The 21,779-nt window shown below is 63.1% G+C and carries 14 protein-coding genes; 4 read left to right on the plus strand and 10 right to left on the minus strand.

The window, feature by feature from the left end; translation table 11 throughout:
* Positions 1-12: 12 nt before the first annotated feature.
* From KY494_RS04095 to KY494_RS04115, 5 genes are all read right to left on the minus strand, one after another.
* Complete coding sequence (locus KY494_RS04095) at positions 13-1,707, minus strand: ShlB/FhaC/HecB family hemolysin secretion/activation protein (protein ID WP_219890010.1); 1,695 nt, start codon at positions 1,705-1,707, stop codon at positions 13-15.
* A 7-nt stretch (positions 1,708-1,714) separates the two neighbouring features.
* Complete coding sequence (locus tag KY494_RS04100) at positions 1,715-10,486, minus strand: YDG domain-containing protein (protein WP_219890011.1); 8,772 nt, start codon at positions 10,484-10,486, stop codon at positions 1,715-1,717.
* Positions 10,487-10,557: 71 nt separating this feature from the next.
* Positions 10,558-11,502: a tetratricopeptide repeat protein gene (locus KY494_RS04105; RefSeq protein ID WP_258194654.1), complete on the minus strand. Its 945-nt coding sequence runs from the start codon at positions 11,500-11,502 to the stop codon at positions 10,558-10,560.
* A 161-nt stretch (positions 11,503-11,663) separates the two neighbouring features.
* Positions 11,664-12,506, minus strand: coding sequence for a phage tail protein (locus KY494_RS04110; protein ID WP_258194655.1), 843 nt, complete (start codon positions 12,504-12,506; stop codon positions 11,664-11,666).
* A 541-nt stretch (positions 12,507-13,047) separates the two neighbouring features.
* On the minus strand, positions 13,048-13,920 hold the full coding sequence (locus tag KY494_RS04115) for a LysR family transcriptional regulator (RefSeq protein WP_219891475.1): 873 nt from the start codon (positions 13,918-13,920) through the stop codon (positions 13,048-13,050).
* A gap of 87 nt (positions 13,921-14,007) precedes the next feature.
* Here KY494_RS04115 and KY494_RS04120 point away from each other — a divergent pair, with 87 nt between their 5' ends.
* Positions 14,008-15,069: a nitronate monooxygenase family protein gene (locus KY494_RS04120; RefSeq protein ID WP_219890013.1), complete on the plus strand. Its 1,062-nt coding sequence runs from the start codon at positions 14,008-14,010 to the stop codon at positions 15,067-15,069.
* A 93-nt stretch (positions 15,070-15,162) separates the two neighbouring features.
* On the opposite strand, the gene KY494_RS04125 is transcribed toward KY494_RS04120, so the two are convergent.
* The 4 genes from KY494_RS04125 to KY494_RS04140 form a co-directional block, all read right to left on the minus strand.
* Positions 15,163-15,393 (minus strand): GNAT family N-acetyltransferase, encoded by a 231-nt coding sequence (locus KY494_RS04125; protein ID WP_219890014.1) that lies wholly within the window; start codon positions 15,391-15,393, stop codon positions 15,163-15,165.
* Positions 15,394-15,814: 421 nt separating this feature from the next.
* A complete protein-coding gene (locus tag KY494_RS04130; RefSeq protein ID WP_219890015.1) occupies positions 15,815-16,327 on the minus strand; it encodes a DUF1579 domain-containing protein in 513 nt (170 codons plus the stop codon).
* Between the two features lie 152 nt (positions 16,328-16,479).
* A complete protein-coding gene (locus tag KY494_RS04135) occupies positions 16,480-17,274 on the minus strand; it encodes a hypothetical protein (protein ID WP_219890016.1) in 795 nt (264 codons plus the stop codon).
* Between the two features lie 33 nt (positions 17,275-17,307).
* Positions 17,308-18,858, minus strand: coding sequence for an MFS transporter (locus KY494_RS04140; protein ID WP_258194656.1), 1,551 nt, complete (start codon positions 18,856-18,858; stop codon positions 17,308-17,310).
* 117 nt (positions 18,859-18,975) lie between these two features.
* Here KY494_RS04140 and KY494_RS04145 point away from each other — a divergent pair, with 117 nt between their 5' ends.
* Positions 18,976-19,836, plus strand: a complete 861-nt coding sequence (locus tag KY494_RS04145; RefSeq protein WP_219890017.1) for a LysR substrate-binding domain-containing protein — start codon at positions 18,976-18,978, stop codon at positions 19,834-19,836.
* Between the two features lie 66 nt (positions 19,837-19,902).
* Here KY494_RS04145 and KY494_RS04150 read toward each other — a convergent pair whose 3' ends face one another.
* Positions 19,903-20,112: a hypothetical protein gene (locus KY494_RS04150; protein ID WP_219890018.1), complete on the minus strand. Its 210-nt coding sequence runs from the start codon at positions 20,110-20,112 to the stop codon at positions 19,903-19,905.
* 231 nt (positions 20,113-20,343) lie between these two features.
* On the opposite strand from KY494_RS04150, the gene gstA reads away from it, so the two are divergent.
* Both gstA and KY494_RS04160 read left to right on the plus strand, forming a co-directional pair.
* Positions 20,344-20,958 (plus strand): glutathione transferase GstA, encoded by a 615-nt coding sequence (gene gstA, locus KY494_RS04155; RefSeq protein ID WP_219890019.1) that lies wholly within the window; start codon positions 20,344-20,346, stop codon positions 20,956-20,958.
* Between the two features lie 242 nt (positions 20,959-21,200).
* On the plus strand, positions 21,201-21,773 hold the full coding sequence (locus KY494_RS04160; RefSeq protein WP_219137112.1) for a DUF4337 domain-containing protein: 573 nt from the start codon (positions 21,201-21,203) through the stop codon (positions 21,771-21,773).
* Positions 21,774-21,779: the final 6 nt, after the last annotated feature.

Genomic DNA, 21,779 nt, shown 5'->3' on the forward strand with positions numbered 1-21,779 from the left:
CCGTTTGCGCGCTCAGAATGCCTTGCCTACGAGCAGCCAGGCATGCGCCGTCGACTGCCTGGACAACAGCGCAGGCACCGCGCCCACGCGGGTTGCCACGGAAGCACTCGCGCGCCACAGGTCGGGGCCGACCCAGCTCAGACCGACACCGGCGCCGGACAAGGTCGCACTGTTCGCAGTGACGGTCCAAGGCTGCCGGTTGACCTTGACATAAGCATTGTCGATAAACGCCTGCGCCTGCCATGATCCTGACAACAGCCGTCCCAACTCATGGCGTATTTCCACACTGGCGGCATAGCCGGTGTCGCCTGAAAGCACACCGATGTCATAAGCACGGACGGTATAAGGGCCGCCAATGGCCATCTTCTCGGCGGAATCCAGATTGCGGTCCGCCCATTGCCCGGTAAAACTGAGATACAGCGAGTCGCGCGGCGTGAGTCCCTGCAAGCGGGCAAGATTGACATTCCACTTCGAGAATGTACCGCTCGAACGCGCGGTAGCGGCATCCGATGCGGCGGCGGCGGCGTCGTCAAAACTGGTACGTCCGCTAGTCCAACTCAGCGATCCGGTGCTCATGCCACCTGCCAGCAGGCTGTCGCGATAATCACCGTTGATACTGGCTATCCAGTTGCTGAGCTGCCGGTCAGTACGGATACCTGTGAGATCGACGCGATCATGCAGCGTCTTGGCTTCATATTGCAGTTGAGCATAGAGGTTATATTGTTTGGTACGAATCAATGGATGTCTTACCCACAGGCTGCCGACTGCCGCAGTGCCATTCGCATCAAGGGCGCGGGCAGTGCTGCCGAGCTTGTAACGCAGTGCGGAATATGCGGCGCCGATCCGGGTCCCCTGACCGTTGAGCAGCGTGTCATATGCCGCCCGGAGATAATTCATGCCTTCGCCTGTGGTGGTCATGTTGGCGCTCAGTGTGTCACCGGCATGGAATGGATTGACAATATTGACATTACCGCTCAGGCGCGTGCGGCCGATATAGCGGTTACCGTAGTTATCCAGCGACAAGTTAGCCAGCGTCGCCGGAATGTACCGCGTCTCGATATCGATGTCGGACGTACCGGTGGTCGCTCCCGGTTTGAGCACCGCATTCACGCCCACGCCTGGCACGTCCGACAGCAACAGCAAAGCATGGTTGAGTTCGTCATCGACAATTAATTTTCCTCTAGCGAGGGGCTGCAGAAAAGCCTGGAGTAAATCGTCGCTCACCTCGCTTTGATTCTTGAGCCGGACGTTGTCATACTGCGCCTCGACGACCTGGATAATAACGACGCCGTCGGTAATCGACTGCACCGGAATGATGGCCCGCGTAATTGAAAATCCATGAGCTTGATAGTATGCGGTAATGCGCCCGGCCAGCTCTTCGAGTTGCGCCAGCGTCAGATTTTTACCTTCCTGATCGGCGATCAATGCATGCAGCGTTGCTGTAGCGAACGCAGTATTGCCTGTGATACGCAATTTGCTCACGTGGAATGGCTGCGAAGGCGGCATGCCGACATCGATTTTCGGCTTCACCTCAAGGACCGGCGCCATCGGTTGCACCGCCTTGGGAATTGGTGGTTGCAATTGTTGCAGAATCGATCCGGCGTTGGGAGGCACTTGCTGACCAACGGCTTGGGCGTCCAGCGACGCAAGCACCAACGCGGCGAACAAGGGTTTCATCAGGAAAGGCTGTTTGGATAGGGTATTCATATATTTTTCACTCTTTGCTGCTGGTAGCAACGAGCGGCAATTGCATGCCGCCATTTTGAATTTTCAGTATCGGCGCGGGCGTGCCAAATCCTGTCGCAGTATTGATTAACGGCAGGCCCATCGTTTCTTTCGAGCTCTCATTGCTGTTGCTGCTGCCAGAGTCAGCCAGCTGCTGCACCACCAACGTCGAGGACAGGCTCAATACTTGTGGCTGCGCCAAGGCTTGCGGCGGCAGCAAGGACGACTGCACTTGCGTCACCGCGCTCTGAACTTGCTGCGTCAGCGTGTCGGGCACAACGACAGCCCCTCCCGTGATGCTGGCGATTGCCTGTGCTTGTCCGGTAACGATGTAATTGCCGATATCGGCACCGCCATAAGTGCTGCTCAGATTGACAATCTTGCCAACACCAGCGGCGGCGTCGGAAAACTGGCCGGTCGACGCCAGTGTGATGTCATCCGAACCAAACTTGCCTGCCAGCGTCGCATTGGCGGTACTCACCGTGGCGGCGGTGCTACCGTCGAGAACTTTATCGGCTGCAGTGATGCCACTGACCGTCATCGCTGCGCGGGCAATGGTCGCCGTCAGGCCGGATGGTTGCGTCACCACATAGTTGCCGGCGTCCGCGCCAGCCAGGGTGTAGCCGCTCACGCTGACCGCCTTGTTGGCGCCGGCGTTCTTGTCCTTAAAGCTGCCGCTACCGGCGCCAATCACCGACACGCTGTCGCTGCCCAGTGCCGCCACGACGGCCGTGCCGCTCAGGGTCGCGCCCGTGGTGGCGTCATAGGTCTTATCGACGGCGGCAATGCCCGACACGGCCAGGCTGGCTTTGTCGATGGTCGCCGTCAGGCCGCTCGGTTGCGTCACCACATAGTTGCCGGCGTCCGCGCCAGCCAGGGTGTAGCCGCTCACGGTCACGGCCTTGTTGGCACCGGCGTTCTTGTCCGCAAAGCTGCCGGCACCGGTACCGGCAACCGAGACGCTGTCGCTGCCCAGTGCGCTTACGACGGCCGTGCCGCTCAGGGCCGCGCCGGTGGTGGCGTCATAGGTCTTGTTGGCGGCGCTAATGCCCGATACCGCCAGGCTGGCTTTGTCGATGGTCGCCGTCAGGCCGCTCGGTTGATTGATGACGTAGTTGTCGGCGTCCGCGCCGGCCAGGGTGTAGCCGCTCACGGTTACGGCCTTGTTGGCACCGGCGTTCTTGTCCGCAAAGCTGCCGGCACCGGTACCCGCCACCGACACGCTGTCGCTGCCCAGTGCGCTTACGACGGCCGTGCCGCTCAGGGTCGCGCCGGTGGTGGCGTCATAGATCTTATCGACGGCGGCGATGCCCGACACGGCCAGGCTGGCCTTGCTGATGCTGGCCGTCAGGCCGCTCGGTTGATTGATGACGTAGTTGCCGGCGTCTGCGCCGGCCAGGGTGTAGCCGCTCACGGTTACGGCCTTGTTGGCGCCGGCGTTCTTGTTCGCAAAGCTGCCGCTACCGGCGCCAATCACCGACACGCTGTCGCTGCCCAGGGCCGCCACGACGGCCGTGCCGCTCAGGGTCGCGCCGGTGGTGGCGTCATAGATTTTATCGACGGCGGCGATGCCCGATACGGCCAGGCTGGCCTTGCTGATGCTGGCCGTCAGGCCGGATGGTTGCGTCACCACATAGTTGCCGGCGTCCGCGCCGGCCAGGGTGTAGCCGCTCACGCTGACCGCCTTGTTGGCACCGGCGTTCTTGTCCGTAAAGCTGCCCGTGCCCGCGCCCGCCACCGACACGCTGTCGCTGCCCAGTGCCGCCACGACGGCCGTGCCGCTCAGGGTCGCGCCGGTGGTGGCGTCATAGGTCTTGTTGGCGGCGGCGATGCCCGACACGGCCAGGCTGGCCTTGTCGATGGTCGCCGTCAGGCCGCTCGGTTGATTGATGACGTAGTTGCCGGCGTCTGCACCGGCCAGGGTGTAGCCGCTCACGCTGACCGCCTTGTTGGCACCGGCGTTCTTGTCCGCAAAGCTGCCGGCACCGGTACCGGCAACCGAGACGCTGTCGCTGCCCAGTGCACTCACGACGGCCGTGCCGCTCAGGGTCGCGCCGGTGGTGGCGTCATAGATTTTATCGACGGCGGCGATGCCCGACACGGCCAGGCTGGCTTTGCTGATGCTGGCCGTCAGGCCGGATGGTTGCGTCACCACATAGTTGCCGGCGTCCGCGCCGGCCAGGGTGTAGCCGCTCACGCTGACCGCCTTGTTGGCACCGGCGTTCTTGTCCGCAAAGCTGCCGGCACCGGTACCGGCAACCGAGACGCTGTCGCTGCCCAGTGCGCTTACGACGGCCGTGCCGCTCAGGGCCGCGCCGGTGGTGGCGTCATAGGTCTTGTTGGCGGCGGCGATGCCCGACACGGCCAGGCTGGCCTTGTCGATGGTCGCCGTCAGGCCGCTCGGTTGATTGATGACGTAGTTGCCGGCGTCTGCACCGGCCAGGGTGTAGCCGCTCACGCTGACCGCCTTGTTGGCACCGGCGTTCTTGTCCGCAAAGCTGCCGGCACCGGTACCCGTTACCGACACGCTGTCGCTACCCAGCGCGCTAACCGCAGCCGTGCCGCTCAGGGTCGCGCCGGTGGTGGCGTCATAGATTTTATCGACGGCGGCGATGCCCGACACGGCCAGGCTGGCCTTGCTGATGGTCGCCGTCAGGCCGCTCGGTTGCGTCACCACATAGTTGCCGGCGTCTGCGCCAGCCAGGGTGTAGCCGCTCACGGTCACGGCCTTGTTGGCACCCACATTCTTCGTCGCAAAGCTGCCCGTGCCGCTGCCTGACAGCGTGACCGCGTCGCCGCCGACCAGACCCGAGTACGCCACGTTGGCGGTGTTGAGCGCGGCCGTGGTGCTGGCGTCGTAGGTCTTGTCGACCGCGCTGATGCCGGTCAGGGTCACGCCTTTGGCAGTGACCGTGTAGCTGCTGCCGGCGACGCCGATCGCGTTGTAGTTGCTGGCCAGGCCGCCATTGCTGCCGCTGCCCAGGCTCAGGCCCGTGGCGCTGGCAAGCGCCGCGCCGCTTTGCACGTTCTTGCTGCTCAAGTTCGAGGCGTCGCCGGCCCCGGTGACGCTGAACTGCTGCCCGGCCACGCCGGTCGCCGTCAGCGTGCTGCCCGCCACCGATCTGGCGCCGTCGTAGGTTTTGCTGCCGGACACGATGACATTAGCCTTGTTGATGGTGGCGCTCACGCCGGCCGGCTGCACCACGTCGTAATTGCCGGCGTCAACGCCAGCGAGCGTATAGCCGCTCACGCTGACCACCTTGTTGCTGCCGGCATTGGCATCGGCAAAGCTGCCGGTACCGGTGCCGGCCACCGTGACGCTGTCGCTGCCCAAAGCGCTCACGGTGGCCGTGCCGCTCAAGGTCGCGCCCGTGGTGGCGTCATAGGTCTTGTTGGCGGCGGCGATGCCCGACACGGCCAGGCTGGCCTTGCTGATGCTGGCCGTCAGGCCGGATGGTTGCGTCACCACATAGTTGCCGGCGTCCGCGCCGGACAGGGTATAGCCGCTCACCGTCACGGTCTTGTTGACACCCACATCCTTCGTCACAAAACTGCCGGTGCCGCTGCCGGCCAGCGACACCGAGTCGCCGTTGATCAGGCCCGAGTAGCCAACGCTGGCGGTGTTGAGCGTGGCCGTGGTGCTGGCGTCGTAGGTCTTGTCAACCGCGCTGATGCCGGTCAGGGTCACGCCTTTGGCAGTAACCGTGTAGCTGCTGCCGGCGATGCCGATCGCGTTATAGTTGCTGGCCAGGCCGCCATTGCTGCCGCTGCCCAGGCTCAGGCCCGTGGCGCTGGCAAGCGCCGCACCGCTTTGCACATTCTTGCTGCTCAAATTCGAGGCGTCACCGGCCCCGGTGACGCTGAAGATCTGGCCGGCCACGCCGGTCGCCGTCAGCGTGCTGCCCGCCACCGATCTGGCGCCGTCGTAGGTTTTGCTGCCGGACACGATGACATTAGCCTTGTTGATGGTGGCGCTCACGCCGGCCGGCTGCACCACGTCGTAATTGCCGGCGTCAACGCCAGCGAGCGTATAGCCGCTCACGCTGACCACCTTGTTGCTGCCGGCATTGGCATCGGCAAAGCTGCCGGTACCGGTGCCGGCCACCGTGACGCTGTCGCTGCCCAAAGCGCTCACGGTGGCCGTGCCGCTCAAGGTCGCGCCCGTGGTGGCGTCATAGGTCTTGTTGGCGGCGGCGATGCCCGACACGGCCAGGCTGGCCTTGCTGATGCTGGCCGTCAGGCCGGATGGTTGCGTCACCACATAGTTGCCGGCGTCCGCGCCGGACAGGGTATAGCCGCTCACCGTCACGGTCTTGTTGACACCCACATCCTTCGTCACAAAACTGCCGGTGCCGCTGCCGGCCAGCGACACCGAGTCGCCGTTGATCAGGCCCGAGTAGCCAACGCTGGCGGTGTTGAGCGTGGCCGTGGTGCTGGCGTCGTAGGTCTTGTCAACCGCGCTGATGCCGGTCAGGGTCACGCCTTTGGCGGTGACCGTGTAGCTGCTGCCGGCGATGCCGATCGCGTTATAGTTGCTGGCCAGGCCGCCATTGCTGCCGCTGCCCAGGCTCAGGCCCGTGGCGCTGGCAAGCGCCGCACCGCTTTGCACATTCTTGCTGCTCAAATTCGAGGCGTCACCGGCCCCCGTGTCGCTGAACTGCTGCCCGGCCACGCCGGTCGCCGTCAGCGTGCTGCCCGCCACCGATCTGGAACCGTCGTAGGTTTTGCTGCCGTACACGATGACATCAGCCTTGTTGATGGTGGCGCTCACCGCGTTCGGCTGCACCACGTCGTAATTGCCGGCGTCAACGCCAGCGAGCGTATAGCCGCTCACGCTGACCACCTTGTTGCTGCCGGCATTGGCATCGGCAAAGCTGCCGGCGCCGGTACCGGCAACCGTGACGCTGTCGCTGCCCAAAGCGCTCACGGTGGCCGTGCCGCTCAGGGTGGCGCCCGTGGTGGCGTCATAGGTCTTGTTGGCGGCGGCGATGCCCGACACGGCCAGGCTGGCCTTGCTGATGCTGGCCGTCAGGCCGGATGGTTGCGTCACCACATAGTTGCCGGCGTCCGCGCCGGACAGGGTGTAGCCGCTCACCGTCACGGTCTTGTTGACACCCACATCCTTCGTCACAAAACTGCCGGTGCCGCTGCCGGCCAGCGACACCGAGTCGCCGTTGATCAGACCCGAGTACGCCACGTTGGCGGTGTTGAGCGCGGCCGTGGTGCTGGCGTCGTAGGTCTTGTCGACGGCGCTGATGCCGGTCAGGGTCACGCCTTTGGCAGTAACCGTGTAGCTGCTGCCGGCGATGCCGATCGCGTTATAGTTGCTGGCCAGGCCGCCATTGCTGCCGCTGCCCAGGCTCAGGCCCGTGGCGCTGGCAAGCGCCGCACCGCTTTGCACATTCTTGCTGCTCAAATTCGAGGCGTCACCGGCCCCGGTGACGCTGAAGATCTGGCCGGCCACGCCGGTCGCCGTCAGCGTGCTGCCCGCCACCGATCTGGCGCCGTCGTAGGTTTTGCTGCCGGACACGATGACATTAGCCTTGTTGATGGTGGCGCTCACGCCGGCCGGCTGCACCACGTCGTAATTGCCGGCGTCAACGCCAGCGAGCGTATAGCCGCTCACGCTGACCACCTTGTTGCTGCCGGCATTGGCATCGGCAAAGCTGCCGGTACCGGTGCCGGCCACCGTGACGCTGTCGCTGCCCAAAGCGCTCACGGTGGCCGTGCCGCTCAAGGTCGCGCCCGTGGTGGCGTCATAGGTCTTGTTGGCGGCGGCGATGCCCGACACGGCCAGGCTGGCCTTGCTGATGCTGGCCGTCAGGCCGCTCGGTTGCGTCACCACATAGTTGCCGGCGTCTGCGCCGGACAGGGTGTAGCCGCTCACGGTCACGGCCTTGTTGGCACCCACATTCTTCGTCGCAAAGCTGCCCGTGCCGCTGCCTCCCAATGACACATCATCACCGTTGATCAGACCCGAGTACGCCACGTTGGCGGTGTTGAGCGCGGCCGTGGTGCTGGCGTCGTAGGTTTTATCGACCGCGCTGATGCCGGTCAGGGTCACGCCTTTGGCGGTGACCGTATAGCTGCTGCCGGCGACGCCGATCGCGTTGTAGTTGCTGGCCAGGCCGCCATTGCTGCCGCTGCCCAGGCTCAGGCCCGTGGCGCTGGCAAGCGCCGCGCCGCTTTGCACGTTCTTGCTGCTCAAGTTCGACGCATCGCCGGCCCCGGTGACGCTGAAGATCTGGCCGGCCACGCCGGTCGCCGTCAGCGTGCTGCCCGCCACCGATCTGGCGCCGTCGTAGGTTTTGCTGCCGGAGAGTGTCAAATTGGCTTTGTTGATGGTGGCAGTCAGGCCACTCGGCTGGGTGACCACGTAGTTACCGGCATCGATACCGCTCAGCGTATAGCCGGTGACGGTAACGGCCTTGCCAACGCCGGCATTGGCATCGGCGAAGGTGGCCGCGCCGCTACCGAGCGTGACGTTGTCGCCGCTGACGATACTGGCGGCGACACTGGCGCTGCCGGAGAGGGTGGACGAAGTGGTGCCGTCATAGGTTTTATCGTTGGCCGTTACACCGGTGACGTTGATGTTTCTGGCCGTGATCGTGGCGGTCTTGCTGTCGAGACCATTGATGAAGTACCTGTTGCCGCCGTAGCTAATGACGGTGGCGCCATCGCTGGAGGTGCTGGTAGCGGCACCAGTGCCGGTAGCAGTGACGCCGGCAATGGTCACGGTTTTTCCGGTGCCGACGTTCTTGTCGGCAAAGGTACCCTGCGCACTGGCGGTATTGAGCGTCAATCCGGTCGGCATGGTCAACAGGGAAGTCAGAGCTGATACGCTGGTCGTCGCGAGGCCATCATAAATCTTGGAGGCAGCCGAGCCGCTTACATTGATGGCCATATAGGCATCAAATTGAGTGTAGATGTTGGTGCTATAGTCCGTCGGCGAGCTATAGCTGCTCGGGTTGTAATAAACAGAGGTGGTGCCGGTGTCAAGGATAATGATATTTTGAGAAGGAGTATCAAAAGTGACTGTGCCTGTACCCTTGGCAGTATTGTCTGCCCTCAGTACGACTTTCCCGGCCCCATTGTTAATAAAGATTGATCCCCCCAGATCCTGGCCAGTGGGGGCTCCCGGATATTTCACATCAGGCGTGAATTTGAAGTAAATATCTCGATAGGCACTCAGCGTGAGTGTAGTGCTGCCGGTCCAATCAATGACATTATTGCCATTATTGTAGTTAATAACGGAGCCAATGGCATCGAGCACAATGATATCGCCATTGCCAGACGTTCCAGTACACGGCGTGCCCGTGCAACTGGCCGAAGATGCGGTGGTCTTGATGGTCACGTTGCCGTTATTGAGCGCATTCGTCAGAACGCGCGTGTCGACATTGATGCCGACCGAATTGCCCCATATACTGCCATTGCCGATCGTAATATCGTCCGGGTCGAGCAGCCAGTTTCCTGCCACCCCATGCGGCGCAGCCGTACTGACCAAGGCGCTGCCCCTGATATTGAGGTGCTTGCCCGAAGTTTCCACCTGGCCACCATTGCCCGACAGCGCACCGCCGCGGGCCGTGATGCCGCCGTCGAATTGCGTGACCTTGTCGGACCATACCGCGACATTGCCGCCATTGCCGGTGCTGATGGCATCGGCGTTGATCGCCGCGCCTGCCTGGACCGTGGTGGTGTGCGCATTATGCTCGGGGCCGGCGCCGAGGAAATTGCCGCCGATCAGCGCCGTACCGCCGCCGCCATCGCCGGCAACATTGACCACGCTGCCTGCCGCCAGCGTGACCGTGCCGCCGAGCACTTTCACGGTGCCGCCAGTGGCGCCGCCAGCAACGCCCGCGGCGTCGAGCGTGCCGCTGTTGGTGGCCGTGCCCGCGCTGCCCGCCCCCAGCACGATGGTGCCGCCGACTTGCTCGACACTGCGCGCCCTGATAATCCCGGTGTTGTTGACCACGCTGGCCAGCACGGCATCCCTGGCGCCGGCCGACAGCCATACCGCGCCGCCGTCGGCATTGATCAGACCGCCATTTTCAGCCAGGTTGTTCAGCGTGCTCTGGTTCACTTGCAGTTGAACCAGGCTATCGCCGGAGAACGACAGCGTGACATCGCTGCCGGCGCCCAGCGCCACCGTACCGGCCTTGATGGCGCCCTGGTTGGCGACCGTGTTGCCGACGAAGGCGACGTAACCGCCCTTGGCGGTATTGATCGCACCTTGGTTGATGATGCTGCCGCTGCCGATGCCCGTGAATCGGCGCGTGGCGTCGCGCAGGCTGGCGTCGCCGGTGTCGAGCGTCGAAGCGACCAGGCCGCCGACGTTGATTTGCGATCCGGCGCCAAACAGTACGCCATTCGGATTGATCAGATAAACCTGGCCGTTGGCGTTGAGCGCACCGTAGAATTGGGTGGCGCTATTGCCGCTGATACGGTTGACGGCAATGGCGCTGGCCGATGGCTGGACAAAATTGACCGTCTCGCCGCTGCTGGTATTGAACGACTGCCAGTTCAGTGACAGGTTCTGGCTCGCTTGCGTCACCGTGGTGGTGGCGCCGTTCTGGTTGATGGTGCCGTTGCCGGCGGTAACCTGGCCGCCGGTCGGCCCCGCCATGGCCGAGTGTGAGGCCGCCAGCAACACACTGGAGACGAGGCGGCGATTGGCCGACTTGCCCTTGCCCTTGGCGCGTTCGTGGACGGCCACCCAGGTTTGATGGACATGACTCCAGACGAGTCGATAGATTCTGTTCATGGAAGCATGCATGGTGATTTTCCCTGGTGATAGGCGAGCTGCGTCAGCAACGGCGGCGCCTGTGTTTTATTCTATTTGACAGTAAATTTATCCAGATGCTCGGCCACCCGGCGATCGAGCTCGGGTTGCCACTGCGGTGGCATTACTTGCTGCAGCAGTTGTTCAATACCCTCGATTTCGGCAATTTCCGCCGGCTTGCTGGTGGTGGCTCTGGCCGCGCGGCTCCACATGTAAATCTTTGCCAGGTTGGCCGGCGTCAGCGCGCCGGTGGCAGGGTCCGGTGCACTGTTGCCATACAAAATGGCCACCGGTAAATAGGCCGGCGCATACCCTTCGACGGCCGCATGTTCGAGCCACGACAAGGCCAGGGCCGGGTTGGCGGCGCCGCCCTCGCCCAGCCCCAGCATCACGCCCAGGCGATATTGCGCCACAGGAATGCGGTATTCGGCTGCCTGTTGATACCAGTAGCGCGCAGCCGCCAGATCTTGCGGCACATCCTTGTCGTCCTTATAATAATCGGCAAGGCGCAGCATGGCCGGCGCCGAGCCCGCCTGCGCCGCTTGCGCACACAGGGCCAGGCCGCGCGCGACATCCTTGTCGACGACCTGGCCACGGATATACAGTTCACCGGCGGAGCAGTTCGCATACGCGATGCCTGATTGCGCCGCCTTCTGATACCACGCCACAGCAGCCTTGCCATCGGGCGCGCGCCCGGTGCCGGCAGCCAGGCAATCGCCAAAAAACTGTTGCGCGGCCGGGGTCTTGCCTTGCGCCGCCTTGCCGAACCAGGCACAGGCTGCGACAGCATCGCGTGGGCGTCCCCAGCCCTCGCGTTCGATCAATCCCAGGTTAAATTGCGCCAAAGGATTGCCGGCGGCGACACGCGCATATTCCTTGTAGGCCAGCCCATAATCGTGCGCTGCCAGGGCCTTGTTAGCGCGCTTTAACTCGGCAGAAAGGTCGCGCGGAGCGGCGCCCGCGTTCACCGCGACCGCAAACAGCGCGGCAGTGATCATTGCATTCACATTACGCAAAGCAGCATCCCAGCTAAAGTCGTTATTGGTGGCTTGCTCAGCCACTGCGGCATCTCCAGTGACGGACGCAGGCGCTGTCCCGGCAGGCAATGCGGCGCTGCAGGTGCGCCTCATTGCCGCGATCAACACAGCATCAGCATTACTTAGTCGCGGCTCGGATACAGGCCATTTTGCGCCGCGATGTAATACGTCAATGCGATATACGGCGGCCTGATATCAATCGGCGTGGCTTGCCCGACGACATTGGTGTTGCCGCTGACGGTCGCGGTGCCGCCCACGGCTCCGGCCACGGTTGAGCCCGGCAAGGTCACGGTTGTGGAACTGGCCGGGACCGTCACCGACACATCGCCACCGCTGATGGCAGCGGCATTGAGGGTTGCATCCGGCGTCGCCGCGGAATAGATATTGGCGATAGCATTACCGCTCTTGCCGAGATAGTTACCCGATGGAGTCGCGACACCGCCGCCGCTATTGACCACGTTCAATTTCAGACCCGACACCGTGCCGGTCGCGACGCTGCTGGCGATATTGACCGTGGCGCTCAGCGTAGGCAATGTCGTGGAGACGGTCACCGCGCCCATGGCAACCGGAAGCGCGGTCACGGTGAACAAATGCGGCGGCAACTGGGCTGTCGTCAGGGTGATGGCGTCTTTTCCGCCTGTAGCGCCTGTGCTGTAACTGCCGCCGGCGCCGATCACGAACTTGCCGCGCAGGTCGGGCAGCTTGAAGGTCGTATTATTGGTTTGGCCGTAAGTGGTACCGATCAGGGAGTACAGCGCCGTATAGCTATTAATCGACAAATCCTGCCCGGCAGCGAGAATAAACTGGCGATTAAAAGGACCAAACGTGAACGGTACCGCCATGACGCAAATACTCGCCAGCACCGGCGTATCGGAGCAGGCGAAACTGGCGGGGCTCCAGGCTGCCGCAAGCACACCGGAGACCAGTGCGACGCTAGAAACACGATTCCTGACGAATGATTTCAACTTGCTCTCCTTAGTATAATGCACGACGCGGGATATTATTATTTATTTATTAACTACTAACTTACAAGGTCATTTGATAAACCAGTAAATTAACTGCTGTTAATAATAATAATTTAGTATGCATCGTCATGCATATATATATTTTGCTACTCGTTACATTAAAGCATCATTTTCGAGAGGTCTGCCTGCATGGACTTGAAGAAGCGCTGCATATCGGACCATTACCATGTGCTCAATTAATCACCGCGCCGCTCGACCGGCCGGGCCGATAAACACAGCTGGTGACACGCAAGTTTTAGCGTAGGGGTTGCTGTGCGCTTTCATGGACAAGACCGGATGCGTATCGCCTTCACCGAACTCTATCCTGTTGAAACCCACGAAAACGCGTGAATGGGCTTACGGCTTCATTTATAACAACTCGCTGGAATCTGCTCACATGCTCAGAAATGGAACCATCATTACAACTGGCACCGGCCGCATCAGGGCATTGCTGGCAAGGCCGCGATGTCACGGCTCAGATCCAGTCCGAGTAAGCTCTTATTTATTGGGGATTACTTATCTGCACCAGCAAATGCTGGAACGCGGGCACACCGAACCCGGTGCGCCACACCAGCAAGGTGTCGGCTTGCCCAACAGAAAGTGTTTTCAGGGTGGCTGGCGCGTCTGACAGCGCCAGCACGCTGGCCGGCAGCAGGGTCACGCAGGCGCCGGCCGCCACGCAGGCGATCATGGTGTGATACGAAGTCAGTTCCTGCACGCGCCACTGCGTGCTGCCGGCCACGCCCAGCACCTCTTCGGCGATGCCGCGGTAGGTGCAGCCTTGCGGAAACGCCGCCAGCGAGCGCGTGCGTACGTCCACGGCGCGGCGCGCCTGCGCTTCGCTGGCCGGCAGCAGCAAGCACAGTTCCTCGCGCCACACGGCGGTCGATGCCAGGCCAAGCTCATCCAGCGCGGCGGCGCCGCCGAAGGCTGGCGGCAAGGCCACGAAAGCGCAGTCGAGCAAACCCGTGCGCACCTGCTCGATCAGGGGGCGCGACGGCCCCGTGCTCAGCGCCAGGCGCGTGTCCGGATAGCGGGCGTGATACCCGGCCAGCAGCGCCGGCAAGCGGCTGGCCGCCGTGCTTTCCATGCTGCCCACGCGCAAGGTGCCCCCTTCTCGCCCGCCCGTGACGACATGCCTGGCCTCTTCCGCCAGCGCCAGCAAACGCTGCGCATATTCGAGAAAGCGCTCGCCCGCCGCCGTCAGGGCCATGCGTTTATTCGTGCGCACGAACAGCTCCGCGCCGATATCGGCTTCCAGTTGCTGGACGCGCGTGGTGACGCTGGACGGCGCGCGGCCCAGCCGCGCCGCGGCCTGCGTGACGCTCAGCTCACTGGCCACGGCACAAAAAATCGTCAGGGATTCCATGTCCATCATGTTCTCTATTTAAGAATTATCATGCTATTATATTCTCAAAATAAGAACAAAATATGGCATCCTCAACTTGGTGAAGGAAACATCATGAGCACGTCCCAGCGCTTCCTCGACCGTCTCGGCTTGCAGCACCCCATCATCCAGGCGCCGATGGCGGGCGTCTCCACGCCGCGCATGGCGGCCGCCGTTTCGCATGCGGGCGGCCTCGGTTCGCTGGGCATCGGCGCCGGCACGGTGGCGCAGGCGCGCCAGATGATCATGGATACGCGCGCGCTGACGGACCGCCCCTTCAATATCAATGTGTTTTGCCATGCCCCGGCGGCAAGGGATGCGCGGCGCGAAGCGGCCTGGCTGGCCCATCTGGCGCCCCTGTTTGCGCAGCTGGGCGCGGCCGTGCCAGCGCAGCTCGACGAGATATATCCAACCTTTCTCGGCAATGAGGCAGCGTTTGCCCTGCTGCTGGAACAGCGCCCCGCCGTCGCCAGCTTTCATTTCGGCTTGCCGACGCAGCAGCAAATTGCCGCCCTGCGCCAGGCCGGCATCTACACGATGGCCACGGCCACCAATCTGCGCGAGGCGGCCATGATCGAACAGGCCGGGGTCGACGCCATCGTGGCGCAAGGCGTGGAAGCAGGCGGACACCGGGGCGTCTTCGACCCGCAAGCGCCGGACGAGCGCCACAGCACATCGGTGCTGCTGCGCCTGCTGGCTGGTCGCACAACGCTCCCCCTGATCGCCGCCGGCGGCATCATGGATGGAGCAGGCATCCGCGCCGCGCTGGACCTGGGCGCTGCGGCCGCCCAGCTGGGCACGGCGTTCGTGCTGTGCCCGGAATCGTCGGCCAACGCGGGCTACCGTGCCAACCTGAAAAGCGAACGGGCCGCCAGCACCCGCCTGACCAGCGTCCTCTCGGGCCGCCTGGCGCGCGGCATGGTGAACCGTCTGATCGAGCACGGCGAAGCGCCAGGCAGCCCGCCGCCGGCCGACTACCCCGTCGCCTACGATGCAGCAAAACAATTGAACGCGCTGGCAAGCCAGCACGGCGACAGCGAATTTGCCGCGCAATGGGCCGGCCAGGGCGCGCCGCTGGCGCGGGAAATGGGGGCGGAGGAACTGGTGTTGACCTTGGCAAGGGAAATGGCGGCTTGACGTCAGGATGCCGCTGACATGGGACGCCGCCATGGACGCCTGCGCCACAGACGGCACGCCATCCAGAGATAGAGGGGTGGCTTGAACGACTGGTCAGGTGACTGCATTGAATTGCATGCCAGGCGCATCTTCCGGTCGCGAGGAAAATCCAAGTTTTTCGTAGAATATCGACTTGCCTTTGGCGCTGAAAAGCTGGATATCTGCAATGCCAGCGGCACGACAATCGCCAAGAATTGAGCTGAGTAAAGCGGCTCCGATTCCTTGATGTTGAAATTCGGGGTGAACAATCATCTCGGTGACAAACGCATGCAAGCGACCAGTCATAGTTTATGAGCAGTTCAGCAGTGTCTGGTTAACTCGTGGCAATTTAAACATCCAAGAACATCATCACAGTCGACAATGCCAGCAACTGAAAAAAAGCGAGAAACAAGGCTCGTGGTATCGGTGGCATGAACTTCCATTGCAAGCTCTTTGCCGGTGAAATCAAGGCAGATTTATTGCTCCCTACGCAAGAAAATAGTGCCGATAGCGCCAAGGAAAAAAACCTTACATGAGCCGGCACAACTTCAGGAGCAAAGGCGAAGCCAAAGAAAATTAACGAGAAAAAAGAGAGACATGCGGGAAATTTTCTGTCCCAACTGAAGTTGTATTTCATATTCCATAATTTTTATTATTGATTTTAGTTACTCAGGTTTCGCTTCAACGACTGCTCCTGGCTGCTTGCCGTCGTTGGCCGCCGCAGTCTTCAAGGCTGAAGGGGTGCCATTTCCTGTGCGGCGCGCACGAAATCCATGGTCCAGTTCGTTTCCCATGTTCTTCCCTGGTCCTTGGAAAAAGCCTGATCCCAACGGGGATTTTCCCCAGGTGTGGCACTCCAGGTAAAGCGCACTTTTATTGCCTGGCCATCTAGTAGGTCATCTGCAAAGAATACGCCGATGTGATTGGAGAATTTTCCAACGACAGGGACATCGAGCGTCGTCGGCTTGCGTGCATCGAGCCACCAGATCGACCAGGTGTCGGATTTCATACAAAACGAGCGCAGTGCAAGGGCACGGAAGCTGCCTTCCGGGAAGTAGAGAACGTTGTCCTCCAGGTTTCCAAAGCCACCCAGCGTCTTGACGGTCGACGAGAGCCCGTCAAACTCCGTCCATTCCTTGCAATTGGTGAATCTGGAATTGAGCCGGCGATGTTTGACTAGCCAATCGCCGATGATGAAGTCAAAGTCCCGGGGTGCGTTTGTGTCGGCTGGCAAGTGCATGGATGGCTTCCTGAATTTAAGTTAACGCAATGCTCGACCTGGTTTTTCATTGCAGACATGGGGCCAGAGCGGCCGTAGAGGATAACAAATTGCCGATAAGAAAAATGCATACATTGTCACACCAGCAAGGCCAAGGACGAAGAGCGCTCCCGCTACGGCAACCTGTGCCGCAAAGTCGGCTCGATATTGCGCGCATGCAACCAGCGCACGATGTCTTCCAGCGTGGCGTCCTGCAGCAGCAAGCCCGGCGCAGTGGCGGACGTTGCCGCTGGCAATGCGGCGACGACAGGAGCGGGCACGGCGACAGCCAGCCCCGCATGTCCCTGCAATTTCGCCAGCGCCTGCGCAAACTGGGCCGGGTTGATGCTGCGCAAGCTTTCCAGGAAGCCCAGCTGGGCGACCGGCGGCGGCGGCATGTCCAGGCCCGGCTCGTCGACGAAGGCGGCGCCCATGCTGGGGTGGATGAAGGCGGCCCACTTGCCCGATGGCTGCAGGCATGGCGGCAGCGCCACCTGTTCCACGTAAGCGGGCGGCGCGACGGCGAGGATATCGGTCGAAGCGGGTAAAAAGGTGGAACGCAACAGCTGCACGAACTGGCGCGCCTGGGCGACGGGCACGGGCGTGGCCAGCGACAGCCACAGCTGGAACGCCGTGCCCGAGATGCTGACGGCGGGCGCCGGCAAGTCCAGCTCATGCTGCACGGCATTGGCGATCGTGCACAGCGCGCTCCAGTGCGCCTCGCCGCCACCCTTGCCGCCAAACTCCAGCACCAGCGCGCGCGCCAGGCCGCGTTCGCTCACCAGCTGCACCACCACCGTCTGCTCGCCCGCCAGGTGGCGCGCCAGCACGGCCGGCATCAAAGGCTGCGTGCCGCCCTGCGCATCGACGTAGTGCTGCTGTTCCTCGAACAGGTACAGGCGGGTGAGTTCGGAAATCAGTTTATGCATGGGCGGCCTCGTAATGACGTTGAGCAACACTTGTCAACGTGACCCGATTATAGCCTCCCCGTCCCTTGGCGCGCTCGTCCTCCCGGCGCCAAACACCAGCCAGCTGGCCACGGCGAACAGGCAGGCGGCGACGCCGCCATACAGCATCACGGCGCCAAAGCCTTGCGCCAGCGCCAGCTTCGCCACGCCGGCCGGCAACGCGCCGGCGCCCTTGCCTGCCGACAAATCTTCGGCCATGGCGCGCAAGGTGGCCGCGTCCAGTCCGCCAGGCAAATGGGGCCGCAAGGCGGACTGGATGGCGTCGACGAGAATAAAGCCCATCAACGCGATATTGATGGACAGGCTGATCATGCGCGCGCTGATGTCGATGCTCGACGCCATGCCCGCCCGCTCACCGGGCACGGCGGCCGTCGTCGTGTTGGTGACGGGCGTGTTGGTCAGCCCGAGGCCCGTGCCGGCCAGCAGGCAGCCGGGCAGGATGGTCAGCCAGCTGGCAGTTTCGGCACGGCTGCCCCACAGCATCAGCAAAAAACCTGCGCCGATGGCCAGCATGCCGGCGGGAATGACCGCATCGGCCCGGTAGCGCAGCGTCAGCCGCTCGGCCAGCGGCGGCATGAGCAAGGTGGGCAAGGTGTAGGCCAGCAGGGTCAGGCCCGTGCCCAGGCTGCTGTAGCCGAGGCCATGCTGCACGTACAGGGGCAGATAAATCATGAGCGGCCAGAAACTGCAGTTCATGCCCGCCGAACCGAGCAGCGCGCCCGAGAAACGGCGGAGGCGAAATACGCTGAAATCGACCATCGGTTCAGGCTGGCGCCGTTCGATGACGGCAAACAGCATCAGGCTGAGCAGCGCCACGGCCAGGCTGGCCACGCTGCGCGGATCCGTGACACCCAGCGCCGGCCCCTGCGTGATGCACCACGCCAGGCTGAACACGGCCAGCGACAGGGTGGCGATGCCGGCCACGTCCAGCTTGCGCCGCTGCGGATCGCGCGATTCCGTCACGCCCAGGCCCGCCAGCAGCAGCGCGACGACAGCCAGCGGCCCGTGCACGAGAAATACCCATTGCCAGCTCGATAGTGCGACGATGGCCGCGCCGATGATGGGGCCGAAGCCCAGGCCCAGGCCAAACACGATGCCCCAGGCGCCGAACGCCCGGCCCCGCGCGGCGCCGGCCGGGAATTGCTGCGACAGCACGGCCACCTGGCAAATCAGCATGGCGCCGCCGGCCGCGCCCTGCAGCGTGCGCGCGGCGATCAACACGGCCGTGCTGCCGGCCCAGCCGCATGCGAGCGAGCTGAGGCCGAACAGCGCCAGGCTGGCCAGCAGCAAACGCTTGCGGCCATAGCGGTCAGCCAGGGTGCCCGTGGCCATCAGCACGGTGGTGCACGCCAGGGTGTAGGCGTTCATGATCCATTGCAAATCCTTGAAGTCACCATGCAGCAGCGTTTCCAGGGTGGGCAGGATCACGGGCACGCTGGAAATTTCCAGGCCGAACATGAGCGAGGCCAGACACACGGCGGCCAGGGTCAGGGTATTTTGTTGCGAAGTAGTCGGTAGCATCGAAGCCTTGATGTCGGTAGTCATGGAGCGCGCGTGGAGACGGCGCACTGCGAGCCGCCATTCTAGAAAGCCTCGACTCATGAGGGAAATGATAAAATTTTGTATAATTCATTCATTTTCATCATGAATCACGGGAGCTTCATGGACTTCGATACCGCCCTGCTGCGCGCCCTGGTCGCCGTAGCGGACACGGGCGGCTTTAACCGCGCCGCCGAACGGCTGCACCTGAGCCAGTCCGCCATCAGCCACCAGATCCGCCGGCTGGAAGAACAGGCGGGCGCCGCGCTGCTGCTGCGCACGACGCGCAGCCTGCGCCTGACGGAAGATGGCGAGGATTTTCTGCGCCACGCGCGGCAGATCCTGGCGGCCCAGGATGCCCTGTCGCGGCGTTTCCAGCGTTCCTCGATCGCGGGCGCCGTGCGCTTTGGCGTGCCGGAAAATTTCATGGGCGCGCGCCTGCCCGCCCTGCTGGCGCAGTTCGCGCACCTGTTTCCCGCCGTGCGCCTCGATGTGACGGTGGGCACCTATCTTGACTTACAGAAACTCGTCGCCGCCGATGCGCTGGACCTGGCCGTCGTCATGGCCCTGGCTGGCGACCAGGATGACGCCGCCGTGCTGCGCCGCACGCGCTTCGTCTGGGCGGCCGCGCACGATTTCCGCCACGACGGCGCGCTGCCGCTGCCGCTGGCGTTTTCACCGGCACCGTGCATGCACCGGCAAGTGGGCGTCACTGCCCTCGACGGCGCCGGTCTCGACTGGCGCGTGGCGTTCACCTCGCCCAGCCAGCAGGGCTTGCGCGCGGCCGTGCTGGCCGGGCTGGCCATCACGGCCCTGCCACAGGGCGACCTGGAGCCGGGCATGGTCATCGTCGATGACCAGCATGGCTTGCCCGCCCTGCCCGCCGCCCAGTTCCAGCTCGTCTGGCGCGCCGCTGGCAGCACGGCGGCGGCCGACGCGTTCGGGCAATTGCTGCGCGAGTGGTCAGCCGCGCCGGCGGCATGACAGCACCAGCAGCAAGGCCAGCATGGCGCTGCACAGGGTGCGCTAATGAATTGTATGAAACCAGGGTCAACGGCCTAGCCGAGCCGCCAGGATGGCCGCCCCGATGGCGAGGAATAGCCAGCAGGCAATGAAAATATCGGCCCCGTACGGTGTGCGGTCCCAATAGCTGTCGCCGGGCGACAGCTGCAACACCAGGGCGCCCCACAGCAACAAGGCGCCCCATGCGATGACGCTGGCCAAGGCAAAACCCAGTAGCAAGTAAAGAAATATTTTCATCAGGCGATAGTCCGGCCATATGGCAGGGAGGTACTTGCAGAATACCAGCAAAATGCAGCGCGACGCATGACTGAAAGGTGACAACATGGCGCAAACCACCGTCAACGACATGGTCGCTGTCGTAGCCGTGGCCCGCGCAGGCGGTTTTATCGGGCGCCATCCCTCGCCCACGTTTACCGTGCGGCGGCGCAGGACTATAGTGGCTGCTTTCCCACCTGTTCAAGGATCGCCATGAAACTCTTTTACTCGCCGGGCGCCTGCTCGCAGGCACCGCACATCCTCCTGCGCGAAACGGGGGCGGCCTTCACCCTCGTGAAGGTCGACCTGGGCCAGCACCGGACGCTGGAAGGCGGCAATTACTACGAACTCAACCCGAAAGGCCAGGTGCCGCTGCTGGCGCTCGACGATGGCACGACCTTGAGTGAAGGCCCCGTCATCGCCCAGTACATCGCCGAACAGGCCGGCAGGCAGGATTTATTGCCGCCGGTAGGCAACTTTGCCCGCTACAAGGTGCTGGAATGGCAGAATTACATCACGTCCGAGCTGCACAAATCGTTCAGTCCCCTGTTCGATCCCCGCTTCGACGCCGCCACCAAAGCCTTATTCATCGAGCAACTGGGCAAGAAATTCAAGTGGGTGGACAGCCGCCTGGAAGGCCAGGCCTACCTGACGGGCGACACCTTTACCGTGGCCGACGCCTACCTGTTCGTCATCACGGGCTGGGCGCCGAACGTGGGCGTGGATTTGTCCGCGCTGGCCAATGTGCAAGCCTTCCTGGGCAGAGTATCCTGGCGCGACAGCGTCAAGGCTGCCCGGGAAGCGGAAGGCCTGGCAAAAAGCGCCTGAATCCCGCGCCGCGGTGCACGGCTCACGTCTTTTCAGACTTGCCGTGCATCGCCATGATGGTGTGCTGCATCAGCGCGCACGGCGAACACTGCGGCCTTCCACCTCTTTTTGAACGACTTCTTTCGCGCCCGCGTCGCGCATCGGGCGGGGTGGGATGGCCTGATCGGCCGGGCACGCTGAAGGCTGCGGCCCGATCAGGTATCATCGCGCCATTTCCCACCCCGCTACGCGAAAGATATAGCATGGAAGACGAATACGAAGTGCCCAATCCTTATGAACACGCCGTCGAAGAGGCGGCGGAAAAGGATCGCGATGGCTTGACGCAAAAGATCGCGCTGATGACGGCCATCCTCGCCACGATAGGCGCGATGGTCAATTATCAAAGCGGCAATGCCCAGAACGAGGCGATGTTTCTGAAGAACGAGAGCATCCTGCTGCAGGCGCAGGCGAGCGACCAGTGGGCCTTGTACCAGGCGAAATCGACCAAGGGGCATATCGCCGAGGCAACGGCGGCGCTGGCCACCGCGCCCGAAGTCAAGGCCCGCTTCCTGGCCGAACAAGCAAAGGAAGACAAGGCCAAGCTGCAAGTGCAAGCCAGCGCGCGCCAGCTGGAAGAGCAATCACGCAAGCTGGGCGAGGAATCGGACGCCAAGCTGCGCCCGCACCACCGTCTGGCCCTGGCACTGAGCCTCATCCAGATCGCCGTGGCGCTGGCCGCCATCACCGTGCTGACGCGGCGCCGCTGGCTGCTGTGGGGTTCCGTGGGCGCGGCGGCGGCCGGCATACTGGCGGCCGGCAGCGCCTTCCTGCTGTAGGCGCCG

Origin of the sequence: Janthinobacterium sp. PAMC25594 (assembly GCF_019443505.1) — a bacterium.
GTDB lineage: Bacteria > Pseudomonadota > Gammaproteobacteria > Burkholderiales > Burkholderiaceae_D > Janthinobacterium.